This window comes from Polaromonas sp. P1_F2 (assembly GCF_056405735.1).
This window is the reverse complement of the sequence record NZ_JBFUBN010000019.1, coordinates 41,998-57,949: the sequence shown is the minus strand read 5'-3', so window position 1 is coordinate 57,949 and position 15,952 is coordinate 41,998. Positions and strand designations below refer to the sequence as shown.

15 protein-coding genes are annotated in these 15,952 nt (G+C 66.7%); 10 read left to right on the top strand and 5 right to left on the bottom strand.

What is annotated here, in order from left to right; all coding sequences use genetic code 11:
* Positions 1-557 (bottom strand): aldehyde dehydrogenase family protein (locus AC1D0O_RS24460; protein ID WP_477656083.1); only part of this gene is annotated, 557 nt, incomplete at its 3' end.
* Positions 554-817 carry a hypothetical protein gene (locus AC1D0O_RS24455; RefSeq protein ID WP_477656082.1) on the bottom strand — a complete coding sequence of 88 codons (264 nt, stop codon included), beginning with the start codon at positions 815-817 and terminating at the stop codon, positions 554-556. The genes AC1D0O_RS24460 and AC1D0O_RS24455, both read right to left, overlap by 4 nt.
* 331 nt (positions 818-1,148) lie before the next feature.
* Between AC1D0O_RS24455 and AC1D0O_RS24450 the strand changes: the two genes are divergently transcribed.
* From AC1D0O_RS24450 to AC1D0O_RS24420, 7 genes are all read left to right on the top strand, one after another.
* Positions 1,149-2,774 carry an ABC transporter substrate-binding protein gene (locus AC1D0O_RS24450; protein ID WP_477656081.1) on the top strand — a complete coding sequence of 542 codons (1,626 nt, stop codon included), beginning with the start codon at positions 1,149-1,151 and terminating at the stop codon, positions 2,772-2,774.
* A gap of 100 nt (positions 2,775-2,874) precedes the next feature.
* Positions 2,875-3,831, top strand: coding sequence for an ABC transporter permease (locus AC1D0O_RS24445; RefSeq protein ID WP_477656080.1), 957 nt, complete (start codon positions 2,875-2,877; stop codon positions 3,829-3,831).
* A 31-nt stretch (positions 3,832-3,862) separates the two neighbouring features.
* Positions 3,863-4,732 carry an ABC transporter permease gene (locus tag AC1D0O_RS24440; RefSeq protein ID WP_477656079.1) on the top strand — a complete coding sequence of 290 codons (870 nt, stop codon included), beginning with the start codon at positions 3,863-3,865 and terminating at the stop codon, positions 4,730-4,732.
* Positions 4,732-6,570, top strand: coding sequence for an ABC transporter ATP-binding protein (locus AC1D0O_RS24435; protein WP_477656078.1), 1,839 nt, complete (start codon positions 4,732-4,734; stop codon positions 6,568-6,570). The genes AC1D0O_RS24440 and AC1D0O_RS24435 overlap by 1 nt, the downstream gene beginning before the upstream one ends.
* Before the next feature lie 97 nt (positions 6,571-6,667).
* Entirely contained in the window at positions 6,668-8,119 is a 1,452-nt protein-coding gene (locus AC1D0O_RS24430) for an NAD-dependent succinate-semialdehyde dehydrogenase (RefSeq protein ID WP_477656077.1), read from the top strand.
* Entirely contained in the window at positions 8,116-9,414 is a 1,299-nt protein-coding gene (locus tag AC1D0O_RS24425; RefSeq protein ID WP_477656076.1) for a D-amino acid dehydrogenase, read from the top strand. Before AC1D0O_RS24430 ends, AC1D0O_RS24425 begins: the two co-directional genes overlap by 4 nt.
* Positions 9,415-9,527: 113 nt before the next feature.
* Complete coding sequence (locus AC1D0O_RS24420; protein ID WP_477656075.1) at positions 9,528-10,241, top strand: enoyl-CoA hydratase/isomerase family protein; 714 nt, start codon at positions 9,528-9,530, stop codon at positions 10,239-10,241.
* Between the two features lie 22 nt (positions 10,242-10,263).
* Here AC1D0O_RS24420 and AC1D0O_RS24415 read toward each other — a convergent pair whose 3' ends face one another.
* Together AC1D0O_RS24415 and AC1D0O_RS24410 are read right to left on the bottom strand one after the other, a co-directional pair.
* Positions 10,264-10,686 (bottom strand): GreA/GreB family elongation factor, encoded by a 423-nt coding sequence (locus tag AC1D0O_RS24415; protein WP_477656074.1) that lies wholly within the window; start codon positions 10,684-10,686, stop codon positions 10,264-10,266.
* Between the two features lie 429 nt (positions 10,687-11,115).
* On the bottom strand, positions 11,116-11,997 hold the full coding sequence (locus AC1D0O_RS24410; RefSeq protein ID WP_477656073.1) for a LysR family transcriptional regulator: 882 nt from the start codon (positions 11,995-11,997) through the stop codon (positions 11,116-11,118).
* Positions 11,998-12,109: 112 nt separating this feature from the next.
* Here AC1D0O_RS24410 and AC1D0O_RS24405 point away from each other — a divergent pair, with 112 nt between their 5' ends.
* Genes AC1D0O_RS24405 through AC1D0O_RS24395 form a run of 3 tightly spaced genes read left to right on the top strand, consistent with a single transcriptional unit; the run spans position 12,110 to position 13,577 of the window.
* Positions 12,110-12,796 carry a Bax inhibitor-1/YccA family protein gene (locus tag AC1D0O_RS24405; RefSeq protein WP_477656072.1) on the top strand — a complete coding sequence of 229 codons (687 nt, stop codon included), beginning with the start codon at positions 12,110-12,112 and terminating at the stop codon, positions 12,794-12,796.
* 21 nt (positions 12,797-12,817) lie between these two features.
* Positions 12,818-13,087 (top strand): TFIIB-type zinc ribbon-containing protein, encoded by a 270-nt coding sequence (locus tag AC1D0O_RS24400; protein ID WP_477656071.1) that lies wholly within the window; start codon positions 12,818-12,820, stop codon positions 13,085-13,087.
* A 46-nt stretch (positions 13,088-13,133) separates the two neighbouring features.
* Complete coding sequence (locus AC1D0O_RS24395; protein WP_477656070.1) at positions 13,134-13,577, top strand: ABC transporter substrate-binding protein; 444 nt, start codon at positions 13,134-13,136, stop codon at positions 13,575-13,577.
* 79 nt (positions 13,578-13,656) lie between these two features.
* On the opposite strand, the gene AC1D0O_RS24390 is transcribed toward AC1D0O_RS24395, so the two are convergent.
* Positions 13,657-15,939: a nitric-oxide reductase large subunit gene (locus tag AC1D0O_RS24390; protein ID WP_477656069.1), complete on the bottom strand. Its 2,283-nt coding sequence runs from the start codon at positions 15,937-15,939 to the stop codon at positions 13,657-13,659.
* Positions 15,940-15,952 lie beyond the last annotated feature (13 nt).

Here is a 15,952-nt window from a genome sequence, read left to right as displayed (position 1 = left end):
GACAGCTCGCTGGGTTTGAGGACGACGGTGCATCCGGCGGCCAGGGCGGGGCCGACCTTGGCGGTGATCTGGTAGAGCGGCCAGTTCCAGGGGGTGATCAGGCCGCACACGCCGATGGCTTCGCGCTGGATAGTCACGTCGCCTCGGTGGGAGAGAAAGGGATAGCTGGCCAGGTTGTCACGGGCCACGCGGATGTGCTCGGCCGCGACCGGCACCTGTGTGCTGCGCGCAAAGCCGATGGCGGCGCCCATCTCCAGCGAGATCGCCTGGGCGAAGAGTTCTGCGCGTTCGAGGATCAGGGCGTGGATGCGGCCGAGCAGCAAGGCCCGGCTTTCGGGAGAACTGACAGACCAGGTGGCGAAGGCGCTGCGGGCTGCGGCCACAGCTGTTGCGACGTCCTCGGCGCTTCCCAGGGCGATCTGCGCGATGGGTTCTTCGGTCGACGGGTTGATGACGCTGGCCCGGGCTTGCCCTGCGGGCAGGACCCACTCGCCGTCTATGAACAGGCGATCCAGCCGGCCGGCGGCTTTGAGGCGTTCGACAAGGGAGACATTCATGGGCGCACATCCTTTGCTGCAGTGCAGCGGATTCCGCGCTGCCCCGTGATGAAGTTGCCCTTGCCAAAACCGCGTGCGGTGCACGGCAGCCGGCCGCGCATTGTGTCGTCATATTCCATGCTTTCCCTCTCAAAAGAATCGGATTCATGGTACGCCCTTGCCTGGAATTGATCTGCCGTTTCAGCCTGGGCATTCGGCATGAACGGTGCGCAAGCGGCGCACAACCGCAGCATCTGCGGCGATGGTTCAATAGCATTCATTGCATGGCGCCGGCAAACCGGCACAGGCTTTGCACCACCCCTTCCAGGAGGACGCTTTTCATGAGCTTTCGTCCCAAGTCCACCGGCTTCGATTGCCGCGGCACGCCGACTGGTTTCGCCGTGCGCCGGGTGCCCCGCGCGCGCCGCGGCATCGCAAGGGCGGCCGGCCCCGGCCGGGCGGCAAGCCGTCGGGGGCACGCCGCACACCATGCCGCCGGCTATCCGCAAAACCGCAGTTTTAACCAAGCGCCCCGGCGTGATCGAGGTATATCCCCGGTCGGCAGGTGCTCCAATGCCTTTACCCCACCCACGAGATGACTAGGAGAAAACCATGGCAGATAACAAGCAGCTGAACGGCCTCATCGGCCCCGAAGAGAGCACACGCATCCTGGGTGCGTTGCAACGCGGCGCGAGCCGGCGCGATGTATTGGCCATGTTGACGGCCGGCGGCATGCAGGCGGCCCTGGCCGGCAGCATCGCGGGCTTTGCCGCGAATGCACAGGCACAAACGCCAACGCCGCGCAAGGGCGGCCGCATCAGGGTCGCCGAAGCCACTTCCGGGGTGAGCGACACCCTGGACCCGGCCAAGCAGGGCAACGGCACCGACTATTCCCGCGGCTTCATGTTCTACAACGGATTGACCTACCTGGACGCGAGCCTGACACCGCAGCCCCAGCTGGCCGAGGAGTTCAGCACCAAGGACGCCAAGACCTGGATATTCAAGCTGCGCAAGGGCGTGACCTTCCACGACGGGAAGCCGCTCACGCCGGCCGACGTGGTGTTCTCCATCATGCGCCACAAGAACCCGGCCATCGGCTCCAAGGCCAAGGTGCTGGCTGACCAGATCGAGGACGTGACGGCCACCGGCCCCAATGAAGTCACCATCCGCCTGGTGGCCCCCAACGCCGACCTGCCGGCCATCCTGGGCACCTACCACTTCCACATCGTCAAGGATGGCACGACCGACTTCAACGCGGGCATCGGCACGGGGCCGTACAAGGTCAAGGAGTTCAAACCCGGCGTGCGCGCGATCGCCGTGCGCAACGACAACTACTGGAAGTCCAACCGGCCTTACCTGGACGAGATCGAGCACGTGGGCATCAGCGACGAAACGGCGCGCGTGAACGCGCTGCTGGCGGGTGAACTTGATCTGATCGGCCGGGTCAACCCGCGCTCGATCGACCGCGTCAACGCCAGCGGTAAGGCAGCCATCTTCGAGACCAAGGGCGTTTCGTATACCGATCTGATCATGCGGCGCGACAGCGGCCCGGGCAGCAACCCGGACTTCGTGCAGGCCATGAAGCTGCTGTTCAACCGCGAGCAGATGCTCAAGTCCATCCAGCTGGGCCGTGGCGTCGTGGCAAACGATCAGCCCATCGATCCGGGCAACCGCTTCTTCTTCAAAGGCCTGAAGCAGCGCCCCTACGATCCCGAGAAGGCGAAGTGGCACTTGAAAAAGGCCAATCTGGGCAGCGCCACGATCCCTGTGGTGGCCTCGACGGCCGCCACCAGCTCGGTGGAGATGGCCCTGGTGCTGCAGCATGCGGCGCGGCAGGCCGGCCTGAACCTGGACGTGCGCAACATGCCGGCCGACGGCTACTGGTCGCAGCACTGGATGAAGCACCCGGTCAATTTCGGCAACATCAACACGCGTCCCACGGCCGACCTGGCCCTGACCCTGTTCTTCAAGTCCGACTCCCCCACCAACGAGTCCGGCTGGAAGAACGAGAAGTTCGACCAGTTGCTGGTGGCCGCCCGCGGCGAAACCGACCAGGCCAAGCGCGCCCAGATGTACGCCGACATGCAGGTCATGATCCACAACGAAGGCGGCATCGGCATTCCGATGTTCCTCTCCAGCCTGGACGGCCACAGCAAGAAGCTCAAGGGCCTCAGTCCCATCCCGCTGGGCGGAATGATGGGCTCGAGCTTCGCCGAACACGTGTGGATAGAAGCGTGACTCCCCCCCGTAGCGCCTTCGGCGCTTCCCCCTCGAGGGGGCGCCCTCTGCGGCCCGGCAAAGCCGGTTCCGCGCCGGCACTTGGATGGAAGAGCCTCGTATGAACATGACGATCTTGCGATTGGTCGGCGGCCGCATCCTCGCGGGCCTGGGCTCGCTGCTGGCGGTGTCGGCGGTGGTGTTCGCCATCACCTCCGTGCTGCCCGGCGACGCGGCCGAAGAGACGCTGGGGCAGGACGCCACGCCCCAGGCGGTGGCGGCGCTGCGCAAGGAGATGGGACTGGACCGCAGCGCGATGCTGCGCTACTTCGACTGGCTGGGCGGCATGGCCAAGGGCGACATGGGCAAGTCCGTGGTCACCGGCATGCCTGTGGGTGAGGCCGTCGCCAGCCGCCTGCCGGCTTCGCTGCAGCTGGCCGCGGTGACGACGGTGTTTTCCGTCCCGCTGGCTCTCGGCCTGGGCATTTTGTGCGCCTTGCGGCGCGGCTCGGCTTTCGACCGTTTCACCAGCATGGCGACGGTGGCCGTCGTGTCGGTGCCGGAATTCCTGGTGGCCACGCTGGCCGTGCTGGTGTTCGCGGTGCAGCTGAAATGGCTCCCCGCGCTTTCGTACGCGGTCGACGTTTCGTCGCCGGGCGAGATGCTGCGTTCCTTCGCGTTGCCGGTGCTCAGCCTGGGCAGCGTGATCGTGGCCCAGATGCTGCGCATGACGCGCGCGGCCGTCATCGACCAGCTGGCCGCGGCCTATATCGAGATGGTGCGGCTCAAAGGCGCGAGCGCCGCGCGCACCGTGCTGTTCCACGCGCTGCCCAACGCCATCGGCCCCATCGCCAACGCGGTGGCTCTGAGCCTGTCCTACCTGCTGGGCGGCGTGATCATCGTCGAGGTGATCTTCAATTACCCGGGCATCGCCAAGCTCATGGTGGACGGCGTCGCGCAGCGGGACATGCCGCTGGTGCAGGCCTGCGCCATGATCTTCTGCTCGGCCTACCTGGTCCTGGTGATGCTCGCCGACGTGTGCGGCATCGTCGCCAACCCGCGATTGAGGCATCAATGAGCACCGCAGCGCGCAGCGCGAAGGCTTTCCTATGAATATTGCAACACTTGTTCCTTCGGCGGCCGCCACCCGGCGCCGCGCCTGGCTCGCGGGCTGGTCGCGTGCCGGCAAACTCGGGCTGGCCGTATTGGCGTTCTGGGTGGCCGTGGGGATTTTCGCCTGCTTCGTGCCAGACAGCGCGCTGGGCGAGATGTCCGACGCCGGCGTGTTCCAGGGCATGAGCGCGCAGCACTGGCTGGGCACCGACTACCTGGGCCGCGACATGCTCACGCGCATCGTTGTCGGCACACCCTACACCATCGGCGTGGCCTTTGTCGCCACGCTGATCGCCTGCGGCGTGGGGGCGGTGCTCGGCCTGCTGGCCGCCGTGGCGGGCGGCGCGGTCGACGCGGTGCTCAGCCGCGTGCTGGACACGCTGGTGTCCATCCCGAGCAAGATGTTCGCGCTGGTGGTGATCGCCGGTTTTGGCTCTTCGGTCCCGCTGCTGATCGCGGTGACGGCCGTCGTCTACGCGCCGGGTGCCTACCGCATCATCCGCTCGCTGGCCGTGAACATCAACGCCATGGACTACGTGCTGGTGGCGCGTGCCCGCGGCGAACGCCGGGCCTACATCATGCGCCGTGAGATTCTGCCCAACATCACCGGCCCGCTGCTGGCCGACATGGGCCTGCGCTTCGTCTACGCCCTGCGCCTGCTGGCGAGCCTGAGCTTCCTGGGCCTGGGTGTGCAGCCTCCGATGGCCGACTGGGGTTCCCTGGTGCGCGAGAACCTCGGTGCCTTGCCGGTGGGCGGTGTCTCCGTGCTCGCCCCGGCCTTCGCGATCGCCGTGCTGACCATCGCGGTCAACCTGGTGATCGACAACCTGCCGGGACATACCGACGCAGACCGGGAGAAACATTAATGGGTGCCACTGTCCTCGTAAACGACTTGCGCGTCGTGGCGCAGGCCGCCGGCGGCGAAACCGAGATCGTCAAAGGCGTTTCCTTCCGCATCGAGCCCGGCGAGGTGCTGGCGCTGATCGGCGAATCCGGCTCCGGCAAGACCACCATAGGCCTGGCGCTCATGGGCTATGCGCGGCACGGCTGCCGCATCGCCGGCGGCAGCGTGCGTATCGGCGACACCGATGTGCTGGGCCTGTCTGAATCCGAACGGCGCCGCCTGCGCGGCCGCCGTGTCTCTTACATCGCGCAGAGCGCCGCCGCTTCCTTCAACCCGTCGCGCACCATCATGGACCAGGTGGTGGAAACCGCCCACATCCATTCGCTGATGCCGCGCGCCGAGGCCGAGAAAAAAGCCGTGACGCTGTTCCGCGAGCTGGCGCTGCCGCAGCCCGACAGCATCGGCCAGCGCTACCCGCACCAGGTCTCGGGCGGGCAGCTGCAGCGCCTGATGGCCGCGATGGCGCTGATGAGCGACCCGGACCTGGTGATTTTCGACGAACCCACCACGGCGCTGGACGTCACCACCCAGATCGAGGTGCTGCACGCCTTCCGCCGCGTGGTGCGCGAGCGCCGGACCACGGCGGTCTACGTCACGCACGACCTGGCGGTGGTGGCCCAGATGGCCGGCCGCATCCTGGTGCTGCGCGACGGCGCCGAGCGCGAGATCGGCACGACGGCGCAGATCATCAACACGCCGAAGGACGACTACACGCGCAGCCTCATCGCCGCGGCGAATCCCAAGGCGCGCAGCGGCGAGACGGTGGCCGAGGGCGCCACGCCGCTGCTGCAGGTGCGCAACCTGGTCGCCGGCTATGGGCCCCTGGACAAGCACGGCCGGCCCGCCTCGCCGGTGCTCGACGATGTGAGCCTGACCCTGTACCGCGGCCAGGCCATCGGCGTCATCGGCGAGTCCGGCTCCGGCAAGACCACGCTGGCCCGCGCCGTCGCCGGCCTGATAGGCCCCGCCGGCGGCCAGATCATGTTCGACGGAAAGCCGCTGCCGCGCCTGGTGTCGCAGCGCTCGCCCGAGGAGCTGCGCCGCATCCAGATCGTGTTCCAGATGGCGGACACGGCGCTCAATCCTTCGCACACCATCGCCGACATCCTCGCGCGGCCGCTGCAGCTGTACCGCGGCCTGAAAGGCGAGGCGCTGGACAAGCGGATCGCGCAGCTGCTCGACCTCGTGCAGCTGCCGCAGGCGTGCGCCCGGCGCCTGCCTGCGGGGCTTTCCGGCGGGCAGAAGCAGCGCGTCAACCTGGCGCGCGCGCTGGCCGCCGACCCCGACCTGATCCTGTGCGACGAAGTCACCTCCGCGCTGGACACGGTGGTGGGCGCTGCCATCCTGGACCTGCTGGCGCAGCTGCGCAAGGACCTCGGGGTGTCGTACATGTTCATCAGCCACGACATGAACACCGTGCGCGCGGTGTGCGACGAGATCGTGGTGCTGTACGCCGGCCAGAAGGTGGAGTCGCTCACGCGCTCGGCTTTCGCGCATGCGCCGCGCCATCCGTATTTCCACCTGCTGGCCAACTCCGTTCCGGAGTTGCGCCCGGGATGGCTGGACGAGGTCGGGGCGGCGCAGCGCGCGGCCCTGCCGCTGGTGCAGGCGCCGGTCGACCGCGCGGGCATCTGCAGCTTCCTGGACCGTTGCCCCCTGCGCGTGGCCGGCCTGTGCGACAGCAAGACGCCGCCGCGGCATGAGCTCGAAGGCGGCGTGGAAGTCTTCTGCCACCGCAGCGCCGACGAATTGCTGAAGCTGCAGCAGACCCAGGTGCAACCGCGCGAGTGCACGGCCTGATCCCTAAGGCCCGGTCCCGTGAGCGCCGCGCGCGCCTGGAGATCGGCGCCTGGGCGCCAGCGTGAATTTTTTCTGAACTGAACTTGATTGAACTGACATGCAAACACTGAACTACATCGCGGGCCGCTGGCAGGCGGCCCAGGACGGCCGCCAATTCGAGGTGCGCAATCCCGCCGACGACAGCCTGATCACCCTGGCGGCCGACGGCGGCGCGGCGGACGCGCGGCTGGCCGCCGACGCGGCGGCGCAGGCGCTGCCCGCCTGGAAGGCACGCCCGCCGCGCGAGCGCTGCCTGATCCTCAAAAAATGGCAGGCGCTGATCGAGCGCGACGTGGAGCCGCTGGCCGAACTGATTTCGCGCGAGCAGGGCAAGCCGCTCGCGGAGTCGCGCGGCGAAATCGCCTACAGCGCCGGCTATGTGGAGTGGTTCGCTGAAGAGGGCGTGCGCGCCCATGGCGAGATCATCGCCGCGCCGGTGTCCAGCAAGCGCTTCCTGGTGCTGCGAGAGGCCGTTGGCGTCGTCGCCGTGGTCACGCCCTGGAATTTTCCCGCGGCGATGATCGCGCGCAAGATCGCCCCCGCGCTGGCGGCGGGTTGCACGGTGGTGGCCAAGCCCGCTGAAGACACGCCCCTCACGTCCCTGGCCCTCGTGAAGCTGGCCGAGGAAGCCGGCGTGCCCGCCGGCGTGCTGAACATCGTGCCCGCCTCGCGCGAGCGCACGCCGGAGGTGGTGGGCGAGTGGCTGCGCGACGGCCGCGTGCGCAAGGTCAGCTTCACCGGCAGCACGGCCGTGGGCAAGGTGCTCGCGCGCGAGTCGGCCGGCACGGTCAAGAAGCTGTCGCTCGAGCTCGGCGGCAACGCGCCCTTCATCGTGTTCGAGGATGCCGACCTGGACGCCGCCGTTGAGGGCCTGATGGCCGCCAAGTTCCGCAACGGCGGCCAGACCTGCGTGAGCCCGAATCGCGTGTTCGCGCACGAGGCCGTGCATGACCGCTTCGTCGACAAGCTGGCGGCCCGCGTGGGCGCCTTGCGGGTCGGCCCAGCCAGCTGGGCGGAGGCCGAGATCGGCCCGATGATCAACGGCCGCGCGGTGGACAAGATAGAGCGCCACGTGAACGACGCCGTGGCCAAGGGCGCGAAGGCGGTGGTGGGCGGAAGCCGCGTGCGCACGGAAGTTGCCAACGGCCCGAACTACTATGCGCCCACGGTACTGACCGGCGCGACGACCGACATGGAGCTGTCCTGCGAGGAGACTTTCGGCCCGGTGGTGCCCATCTTCCGGTTCAGCAGCGAAGACGAGGTGATCGCGCAGGCGAACGACACGCCTTTCGGCCTGGCCGGCTACTTCTTCTCCAACAACATCAAGCGCGTCTGGCGCGTGGCCTCCGCGCTGGAGACCGGTCTGGTCGGCATCAACGAAGGCGCCATCGCGGCGCAGGCCGCGCCCTTCGGCGGCGTCAAGGAATCGGGCTACGGCCGCGAAGGTTCGCACTGGGGCCTGGACGAATACCTGCACACAAAATACGTTTGCCAAGGCAATTTGACATGAAGGTGCTGGTCCTGGGTGCCGGCGTCATCGGCACCACCACGGCCTACTACCTGGCCGAGGCGGGCCACGAAGTGACGGTGGTCGACCGCCAGCCCGGCCCGGCGTTGGAGACCAGCTACGCCAACGCCGGCCAGGTGTCGCCGGGCTACGCGGCGCCGTGGGCCGCGCCCGGCGTGCCGCTCAAGGCGCTGCGCTGGATGTTCCAGAAGCACGCGCCTCTTGCCATCGGCCTGGATGGCTCCATGGACCAGTTGCGCTGGATGTGGCAGATGCTGCGCAACTGCAGCCCGCGGCGCTATGCGGTCAACAAGGAGCGCATGCTGCGGCTGGCCGAATACAGCCGCGACTGCCTGGCGCGGCTGCGCGAAGACACCGGCCTGCGCTACGAAGGCCGCGAGGGCGGCACGCTGCAGGTGTTCCGCACCCAGGCGCAGCTCGACGCCGTCGGCAAGGACGTGGCCGTGCTGCGCGCCGCGGGCGTGCCCTACGAACTGCTGGGGCCTGACGAGTTGACGCGCGCGGAACCCGCCATCGCCACAGGGCCGCTGGCCGGCGGCCTGCGCCTGCCCGGCGACGAAACCGGGGATTGCCATTTGTTCACCACCCGGCTGGGGCATCTGGCCCAGTCCATGGGCGTGCGTTTCTCCTTTGGCGAGGCCATTGATCGCGTGGAGCTGAGCGCGGGCCGCGTGGCCGGCGTACTTCAGGGCGGTCGCCTGCTCACGGCCGATGCCTATGTGATGGCGCTGGGCTCGTATTCCACGGCCATGCTGGCCGAAGCGGTGAAGATTCCCGTTTATCCGGTCAAGGGCTATTCGATCACCGTACCCATCGCCGACGCGGGCCGCGCGCCGGTGTCGACCGTGCTGGACGAGAGCTACAAGATCGCCATCACGCGCTTTGAGCACCGCATCCGCGTGGGCGGCATGGCGGAGCTGCGCGGCTTTGACCTGCGCCTGAACCCGCGGCGCCGCGAAACGCTGGAACTGTGCCTGAACGAGCTGTTCCCCGGCGCGGGCCACGCCGAGGCCGCTACCTTCTGGACCGGCCTGCGGCCCATGACCCCGGACGGCACACCGCTCGTGGGCCGCACGCCGCTGCCCAATCTGTACCTGAACACCGGCCATGGCACGCTGGGCTGGACCATGGCCTGCGGCTCGGCGCGCGCACTGGCTGACGTCATGAGCGGCCGTGCACCCGAGATCCGCGCCGACGACCTGTCGGTAGAGCGCTATGCGCAGGCCAAACCGCGGCCATCGACCGACCCCCTGACCGAGCCTGGGCTGCGGACCTGAAGCCGGCGCGGTAAAGCCGCCGCTCCCGGCCGGTGTGTGTACGGCCCGGGAGAAAACCATTGAGCCGGAAATTTATCCGTTCGCTAATGGCTTCCCGGTCCAGAATCACACCCATGACAACAACTCCCAAGCTGCTGGTCGAGTCCGCGGACGGCATCATGACCGTGTCCCTGAACCGCCCGGACAAACTCAATGCGATTGACAACGAGCTGGCCCGCGCGCTTCTTGCCGCCATCGACCAGGCCTCGCGCGACGATAGCGTCCGGGTGCTGCTGCTGCGCGGCAAGGGCCGGGCGTTCTGTGCGGGAAGGGACGTTGGTGCGCCCCCCACCGAAGACGATTTGGTATTGGTGCAGGCTGTATCCAAAGCGCTGGTGACCTTGCCCAAGCCGGTGGTCGCGTCAGTTCATGGCTGGACTGTCGGCGCCGGCTTCGAGTGGATGCTCAATGCGGACATTGTGGTCGCGGGGGAAAGCACCCGCTTCAAACTGCCGGAGGCGTCGCTCGGGGTGTTTGTGACGGGCGGATTAAGCGCAACACTGCCCGCCTATGCAGGCCTTGCGCGCGCCAAGGCGCTGATGCTGCTGGGCGAGGAGTTCTCACCCGCGCAGGCGCAGGCCTGGGGCCTGGTCTGGAAAGTGGTCCCCGACGGGGAACTCGAATCGGCGGCCCGGCAAATCGGCGCCAGGCTGGCGTCGCTTCAACCCGCGGTTGCGGCCAGCTTCAAACGGGTCCTCAATGACATCGGCCTTGGCCACTTCGACGATGCCATCACGCTTGAGAACGATGCGCAGCGGATCTTGGGCGGTCGCGGAGCTTCAGGCTAAGGCATGCCCGGCCGCGCGCCTTCTAAGTCGTGTAGTCGCCTCTGGACTCCGGCTGAAAAGGCACCGCCAGAATCTCGGCTGCCCTTTCGTCGCCCCCGGGTGTGGCCCAGCGTGCGACGCTGCCCACCCGTAGCCCAAGCAGGCTGATGCCCACCGGCGACAGTACGGACACAAAACCCATCGCCGGATCGGCGTTCTGGGGATAGCACAGTGTCAGCGTGTTGAGCTGGCTGGTCTGCAGATCACGCAGCAGGATCTCTGAGTTCATCGTCACCACATCAGGCTGTACCTGCTTTGATGGTACGAAAGCGGAGGTGTCGAGCATTTCCTCGACGGCTCGCCGCAGTGACGGGAATCCATTGCCACCTGCATCGCGGCGCAAAAGATTGAGGATCCGGACATGGTCCAGTTCTGTGAGCGTACGGTCAACAAGGGAAGTTTTCACGAAGCGTTCCTTCAGTGTGCGGACGCTGGTCTGTATAGAGAAGACACGCGTCAAAGCGCAGACTTGGCGCCCGGCGATCTGAAGTTTGCGCGAAAAGAGTAGGGGTGGATCGCCGGGCTTAGTGATGTGCGGCCGGCTGACAAACGTGTACACCCATCCTCACGATCAAGCGGCGCGCATGGCAAGCAAGCGCGGCGCGGAATGTCTCGCTGGACGCGACCTTGATAGGGGTGGAACACATGCGATGAAGTCTATCGTCGTGGCTTTGCCGATGCAATCGGCCAACGCATGTCGCACTTCGCATGGGGGTATTGCGAGCGCACTCTTGGCTCTCTTGATTCCATACGACGCCTTGCCCCTCCGCACACCGGACTGCGAAGGTACGCAGGGCCAACCGGGGTCGTCGTAATACGGGGGCTGCGTTGCAGATCAGGCGCGGGTGAACAGGTGCTGGACCAGCATGTGCTTCACCTTGCGCTCGGTGCTGATCGCGTAGTAGTGCTCATCCACCCCCTCGCAAGGACCCAGCAAGCGGACCTGGTGGCGCTTCATGAGGTCGTCCTGTACCGACAGCGCCGCGGGGAAAACGCCCAGGCCGCTGCCGCCAAAGGTTTCCAGCAGGGCGCTGTCCTCAAACTCCCCGACCACGCGCGGGCGCAGCCCGTGCTGTAGCAGCCACTGGTCCAGCGGCCCGCGAACAGTGGAATGGGACGTGGGCAGCAGGACGGGTACCTTGCCCAGTGACGCGGGGAAATCTTTCCGGGCCAGCTTCCACCAGTGCTGCGACGCATACCAGCCCATGCCTGAAGTGCCCAGCGAATGGTTGTGCACCTTGAGGTGCGGATTGAAGGGTGCGGGGTGGTCGGACAGCACCACATCCAGCCGGTGCATGGCCAGGTCGGCCAGGAGGTCGGCCATCTCACCTTCGTGGCAGACGAGCCGCAGCCCGGGTGTGCCCAGCAGCGGCTGTAGCAGGCGCTGCACCACCAACTTGGGCAGGCCGTCCGCAATGCCTACCGTCAGCCGGACCGATTTCGCCTGGGCGGCGCTGCGCACCAGTTCGGGTAGCGCTTCGCCCAACTGAAAAATCTGCTCGGCCTGGCGCAGCGCCAGGTCGCCGGCTTCGGTCAGGGCCAGGCCCCGCCCGGCGGGTTTGAGCAGCTGGCATCCCAGGTCCCGTTCCAGTTCGCGCACTTGCGCACTGATGGTCTGGACCGCCATGTCCAGCCGCGCCGCGGCGTGCGACATGCCGCCTTCCTTGGCAACCACCCAGAAATAGTACAGGTGCCGGTAGTTGAATGCGAGGCTCATCTTCAGGTTTCACGGGATCGTTATTCAACAATTGTCTGCTTTTTCTTTGTGCATGAGAGTCCTATTCTGTAATGACCCTCCGCAGATTGTCTGCATCCACGAAAGGAAAACCATGAACCGACCCTTAGCTTTCCCATCTCAAACCACGCGTCCCGCCTCAGGCTGGGTTGCCGGCATCGCAAAGCACAAGGTGCTCCGTAACACCTATGCCTTGTTGTCCATGACGCTGCTGTTCAGCGCCGCCATGGCCGCACTGGGCGTCGTCTTCAAGCTGCCGCCCCCGGGGCTGATCATCACGCTGGCCGGGTATTTCGGCTTGCTGTTCCTCATCCACAAGGTGCAGAACAGCGGCTGGGCTGTCCCGGCGGTTTTTGCCCTCACCGGCTTCATGGGCTACACGCTGGGGCCCGTGCTGGCCATGCACCTGGCCCTGCCGGGTGGCGCGCAGGCGATGACGCTGGCGCTTGGCACGACGGGCGTGACCTTCCTGGCCTTGTCCGGCTGGGTGTTGGCCACACGCCGTGACTTCAGCTTTATGGGCGGCTTCCTGTTCGCCGGCATGGTGATCGCGATCCTGGCCGGCCTGGCCGCGATCTTCCTGCAACTGCCCGCGCTGGCGCTGGCCGTGTCGGCCGTGGTGGCCTTGCTTTCGGCGGGAATGATCCTGTTTGAAACCAGCCGCATCGTGAACGGCGGCGAGACCAACTACGTGCTGGCCACCGTCAGCCTCTTCGTCTCGCTGTTCAACCTTTTCACCAGCCTGCTGAGCCTCTTCGGCTTCGGCGGCAGCAACGACTAATTCAAGGTCAAGGAGAAACTTATGAAATGCCCTCATTGCAATGACGTCACCCTGGTCATGACGGAGCGCCAAAGCGTCGAGATCGACTACTGCCCTCAATGCCGCGGCGTGTGGCTGGACCGCGGTGAGCTGGACAAGCTCATCGCGCGCGACACGGCCGCCGCATCCGCTCCGCAGCCGGCCTATCAGCAGCCCGCCCGCCGTCCTGATTTCGAGGATTCGGACTATCGCCACCACAGCGGGTATGGCAGGCGCAAGCCCAAGTCATGGCTCAGCGAAATATTCGACTGAGCCAGGCAGCCCTCTCTTTCTCATCCATTTTTATTTCAGGAACACCATGAACACTTCTTTTCGCGCCACCGCCGCTACCGTGATCGCCGTGACCATCGCTTCAATGACCGTTCCCTCGCTGGCATTCGCCAAACGAATCGGCAGCGGGGGCCGGTCGATGCCGGCCACCCGGACCGGCAATGCGCCAACCGCTCCAGTAGCGGCTAAGGCCCAGGCACCCGCGGCTGCTCCCGCCGCCGCTCCCGCAGTCACCGCAGCGCCGGCAGCCGCGGCCGCCCCCGTTGCCCGCGGGCCTGGCTTGATGGGCACCATGGGCGCGGTCGCCGTGGGCGCGGCTGCCGGCACTCTCGCCGGCAATGCGCTGGCCGGCAGCCCCGCGTCCGACAAGGAAGCCAAGGCCAAGGACGCGGAGAAGGAAGCTCAGGACTTGCAACACAAGGCCGACGAAGCCAAACGCAAGGCCGAAGCCGCTCGCGCCGCGGTGAAGTGATGCGTGGCCTGCGCGCGCCGTCCTCGCGGCTGCAGGTCTTGCGCAATCCTGCAAGAGCCTGACCGGCGGATGCCCCTGCTCAACCGCGTGCCTCGCCCAGGCGCCGCTCGGGTTGCGGCAGCTTGGGGGCCTTGTCCAGCAGGCCCAGCACCACCTGCAGCGCCATCGCCATCGCGCCGACGATGAACACGATGTCGCCGAAGGTGCGCGCCCAGCGCAGGTTCTGCAGCAGGGGCTGCTGCATGAATTCCTCGCTGCGCGCATACCACAGGCCTTCGCTGACGCTGGCGTGGAACTGGATGATCCCGATGGGCAGCAGGCTCGTGAAGATCATCAGCACCAGGCCGGCGTTGAGGCCCCAGAACGCGGTTTTCATCAACGGTGCGCTGAACCGGTAGTCCGGGCGCAGGTAGCGCAGCACCAGCAGCGTGAAACCCAGCGCCAGGAATCCGTAGACCCCGAACAGCGCGGCATGCGCGTGCACCGGCGTGGTGTTCAGCCCCTGGATGTAGTACAGCGACATCGGCGGGTTGATCATGAAGCCGAAGACACCGGCGCCCAGCATGTTCCAGAAGGCGACGGCGACGAAGCACATCATCGGCCACTTGAGGTTTTCCATCCAGGCGGCGCGCGCCTTGAGCCGCCAGTTCTCCCAGGCTTCGTGGCCCAGCACGATCAGCGGCACCACCTCAAGCGCGCTGAAACTCGCGCCCACCGCCATCACCGGCGTGGTGGTGCCGGCGAAGTACATGTGGTGGAAGGTTCCGGGAATGCCGCCCAGCATGAACAGGGACGCCGATGCCAGGCTCGCGGCCGTGGCCATGCGTATCGACACCAGGCCGAGCGTGGAGAAGATGAAAGCCAGTGCCGTGGTGGCGAAGACCTCGAAGAAGCCTTCCACCCAGAGGTGGACCACCCACCAGCGCCAGTACTCCATGACCGACAGGTGGGTGCGCTCGCCGTAGAAAAGGCCGGCGCCGTAGAACAGGCCGATGGCGCCCACCGAGGCGGTGAGCAGCGCGAGCAGGTTCTTGTCGCCGCCTTTCTTCAGAAGCGCCGGGATGACGCCGCGCAGCATCAGCACCAGCCACAGCAGGATGCCGGTGAACTTGCCGATCTGCCACAGGCGTCCCAGGTCCACGTACTCGTAGCCCTGGTGCCCGAGCCAGAAATTCCATTCGGGCGGCATCACTTGCGCGATCGCCAGGTAATTGCCGGTGAAGGAACCCACAACGACGACGACCAGCGCCCAGAACAGCACATCCACGCCGGCCTTCTGGAACTTCGGGTCCTTGCCGCCGTTGATCAGCGGCGCGAGGAACAGGCCCGCGGCCAGGAAGCCGGTGGCGATCCAGAACAACGCGGCCTGGATGTGCCAGGTGCGGGTCAGCGAATACGGAAACCACTGCGAGACGTCGATGCCGTAGAACTGTTGCCCTTCGACGGTGTAGTGCGCGGTGAACCCGCCGACGAACACCTGGAAGATGAACAAGGCCACGACCAGGAACAGGTACTTGCCCAGGCCTCGCTGCGAGGGCGTGAGCGCAAAGGTGGTCAGGGGATCGCGCGCGGCGGGTGCCGGCAGCGGCTCGTCGTGGTCGCGCAGGAAGGCCCAGGCCCAGACCAGAAACCCCACGCCGGCCAGCAGCACCACAATGCTGGCGATCGACCAGACAATGTTCTCGCTGCTCGGCCGGTTGCCGATCAGCGGCTCGTGGGGCCAGTTGTTGGTGTAGGTGACTTTCTGGCCGGGACGCTCGGTCGCGGCGGCCCAGGCGGTCCAGAAGAAAAATTGCGTCATCTGCCGGCGCCGCTCGGCGCTCGGCAGCGTGTTCTCCTTCATCGCGAAGTGCTCGCGGCTTTTCTGGAGCGAGGGCGCGTCGGAGAACAACTTGTCGTAGTACCCGGCGGTCTGGGCGATGGCCTGGACGCGGCGTTCCGACAGCTTCAGCACCTCCGCCTGGTCGACACGGTTGCCGCGGTACTCGGCCTTGAGCTGCTCGCGCAGCGCGGCTTGCGCCGGTCCGTCGAGCGCGGCATAGGGCTTGCCGTGCAACTGTTGCGCGGCCAGCTCCAGCCATGAGGTCAATTCGCGGTGCAGCCAGTCGGCGGTCCAGTCCGGCGCCTGGTAGGCCCCGTGGCCCCAGATGGAGCCCAGCTGCATGCCGCCCACCGACTGCCAGGCCGTCTGGCCGTCGAGGATGCCCTCGCGGTCGAACAGGACCTTGCCGTCCGGTGCGGTCACCTGCGCGGGGATGGGTGGCGCCTGGCGGTAGACCTCGGTGCCGTAGTAGCCCAGCAGCGAGAAGGTGACGATCAGCACGCCGATCAGCGTGAACCAGAGTTTTTTGTATGAGCCCATGGGATTCTCCTAG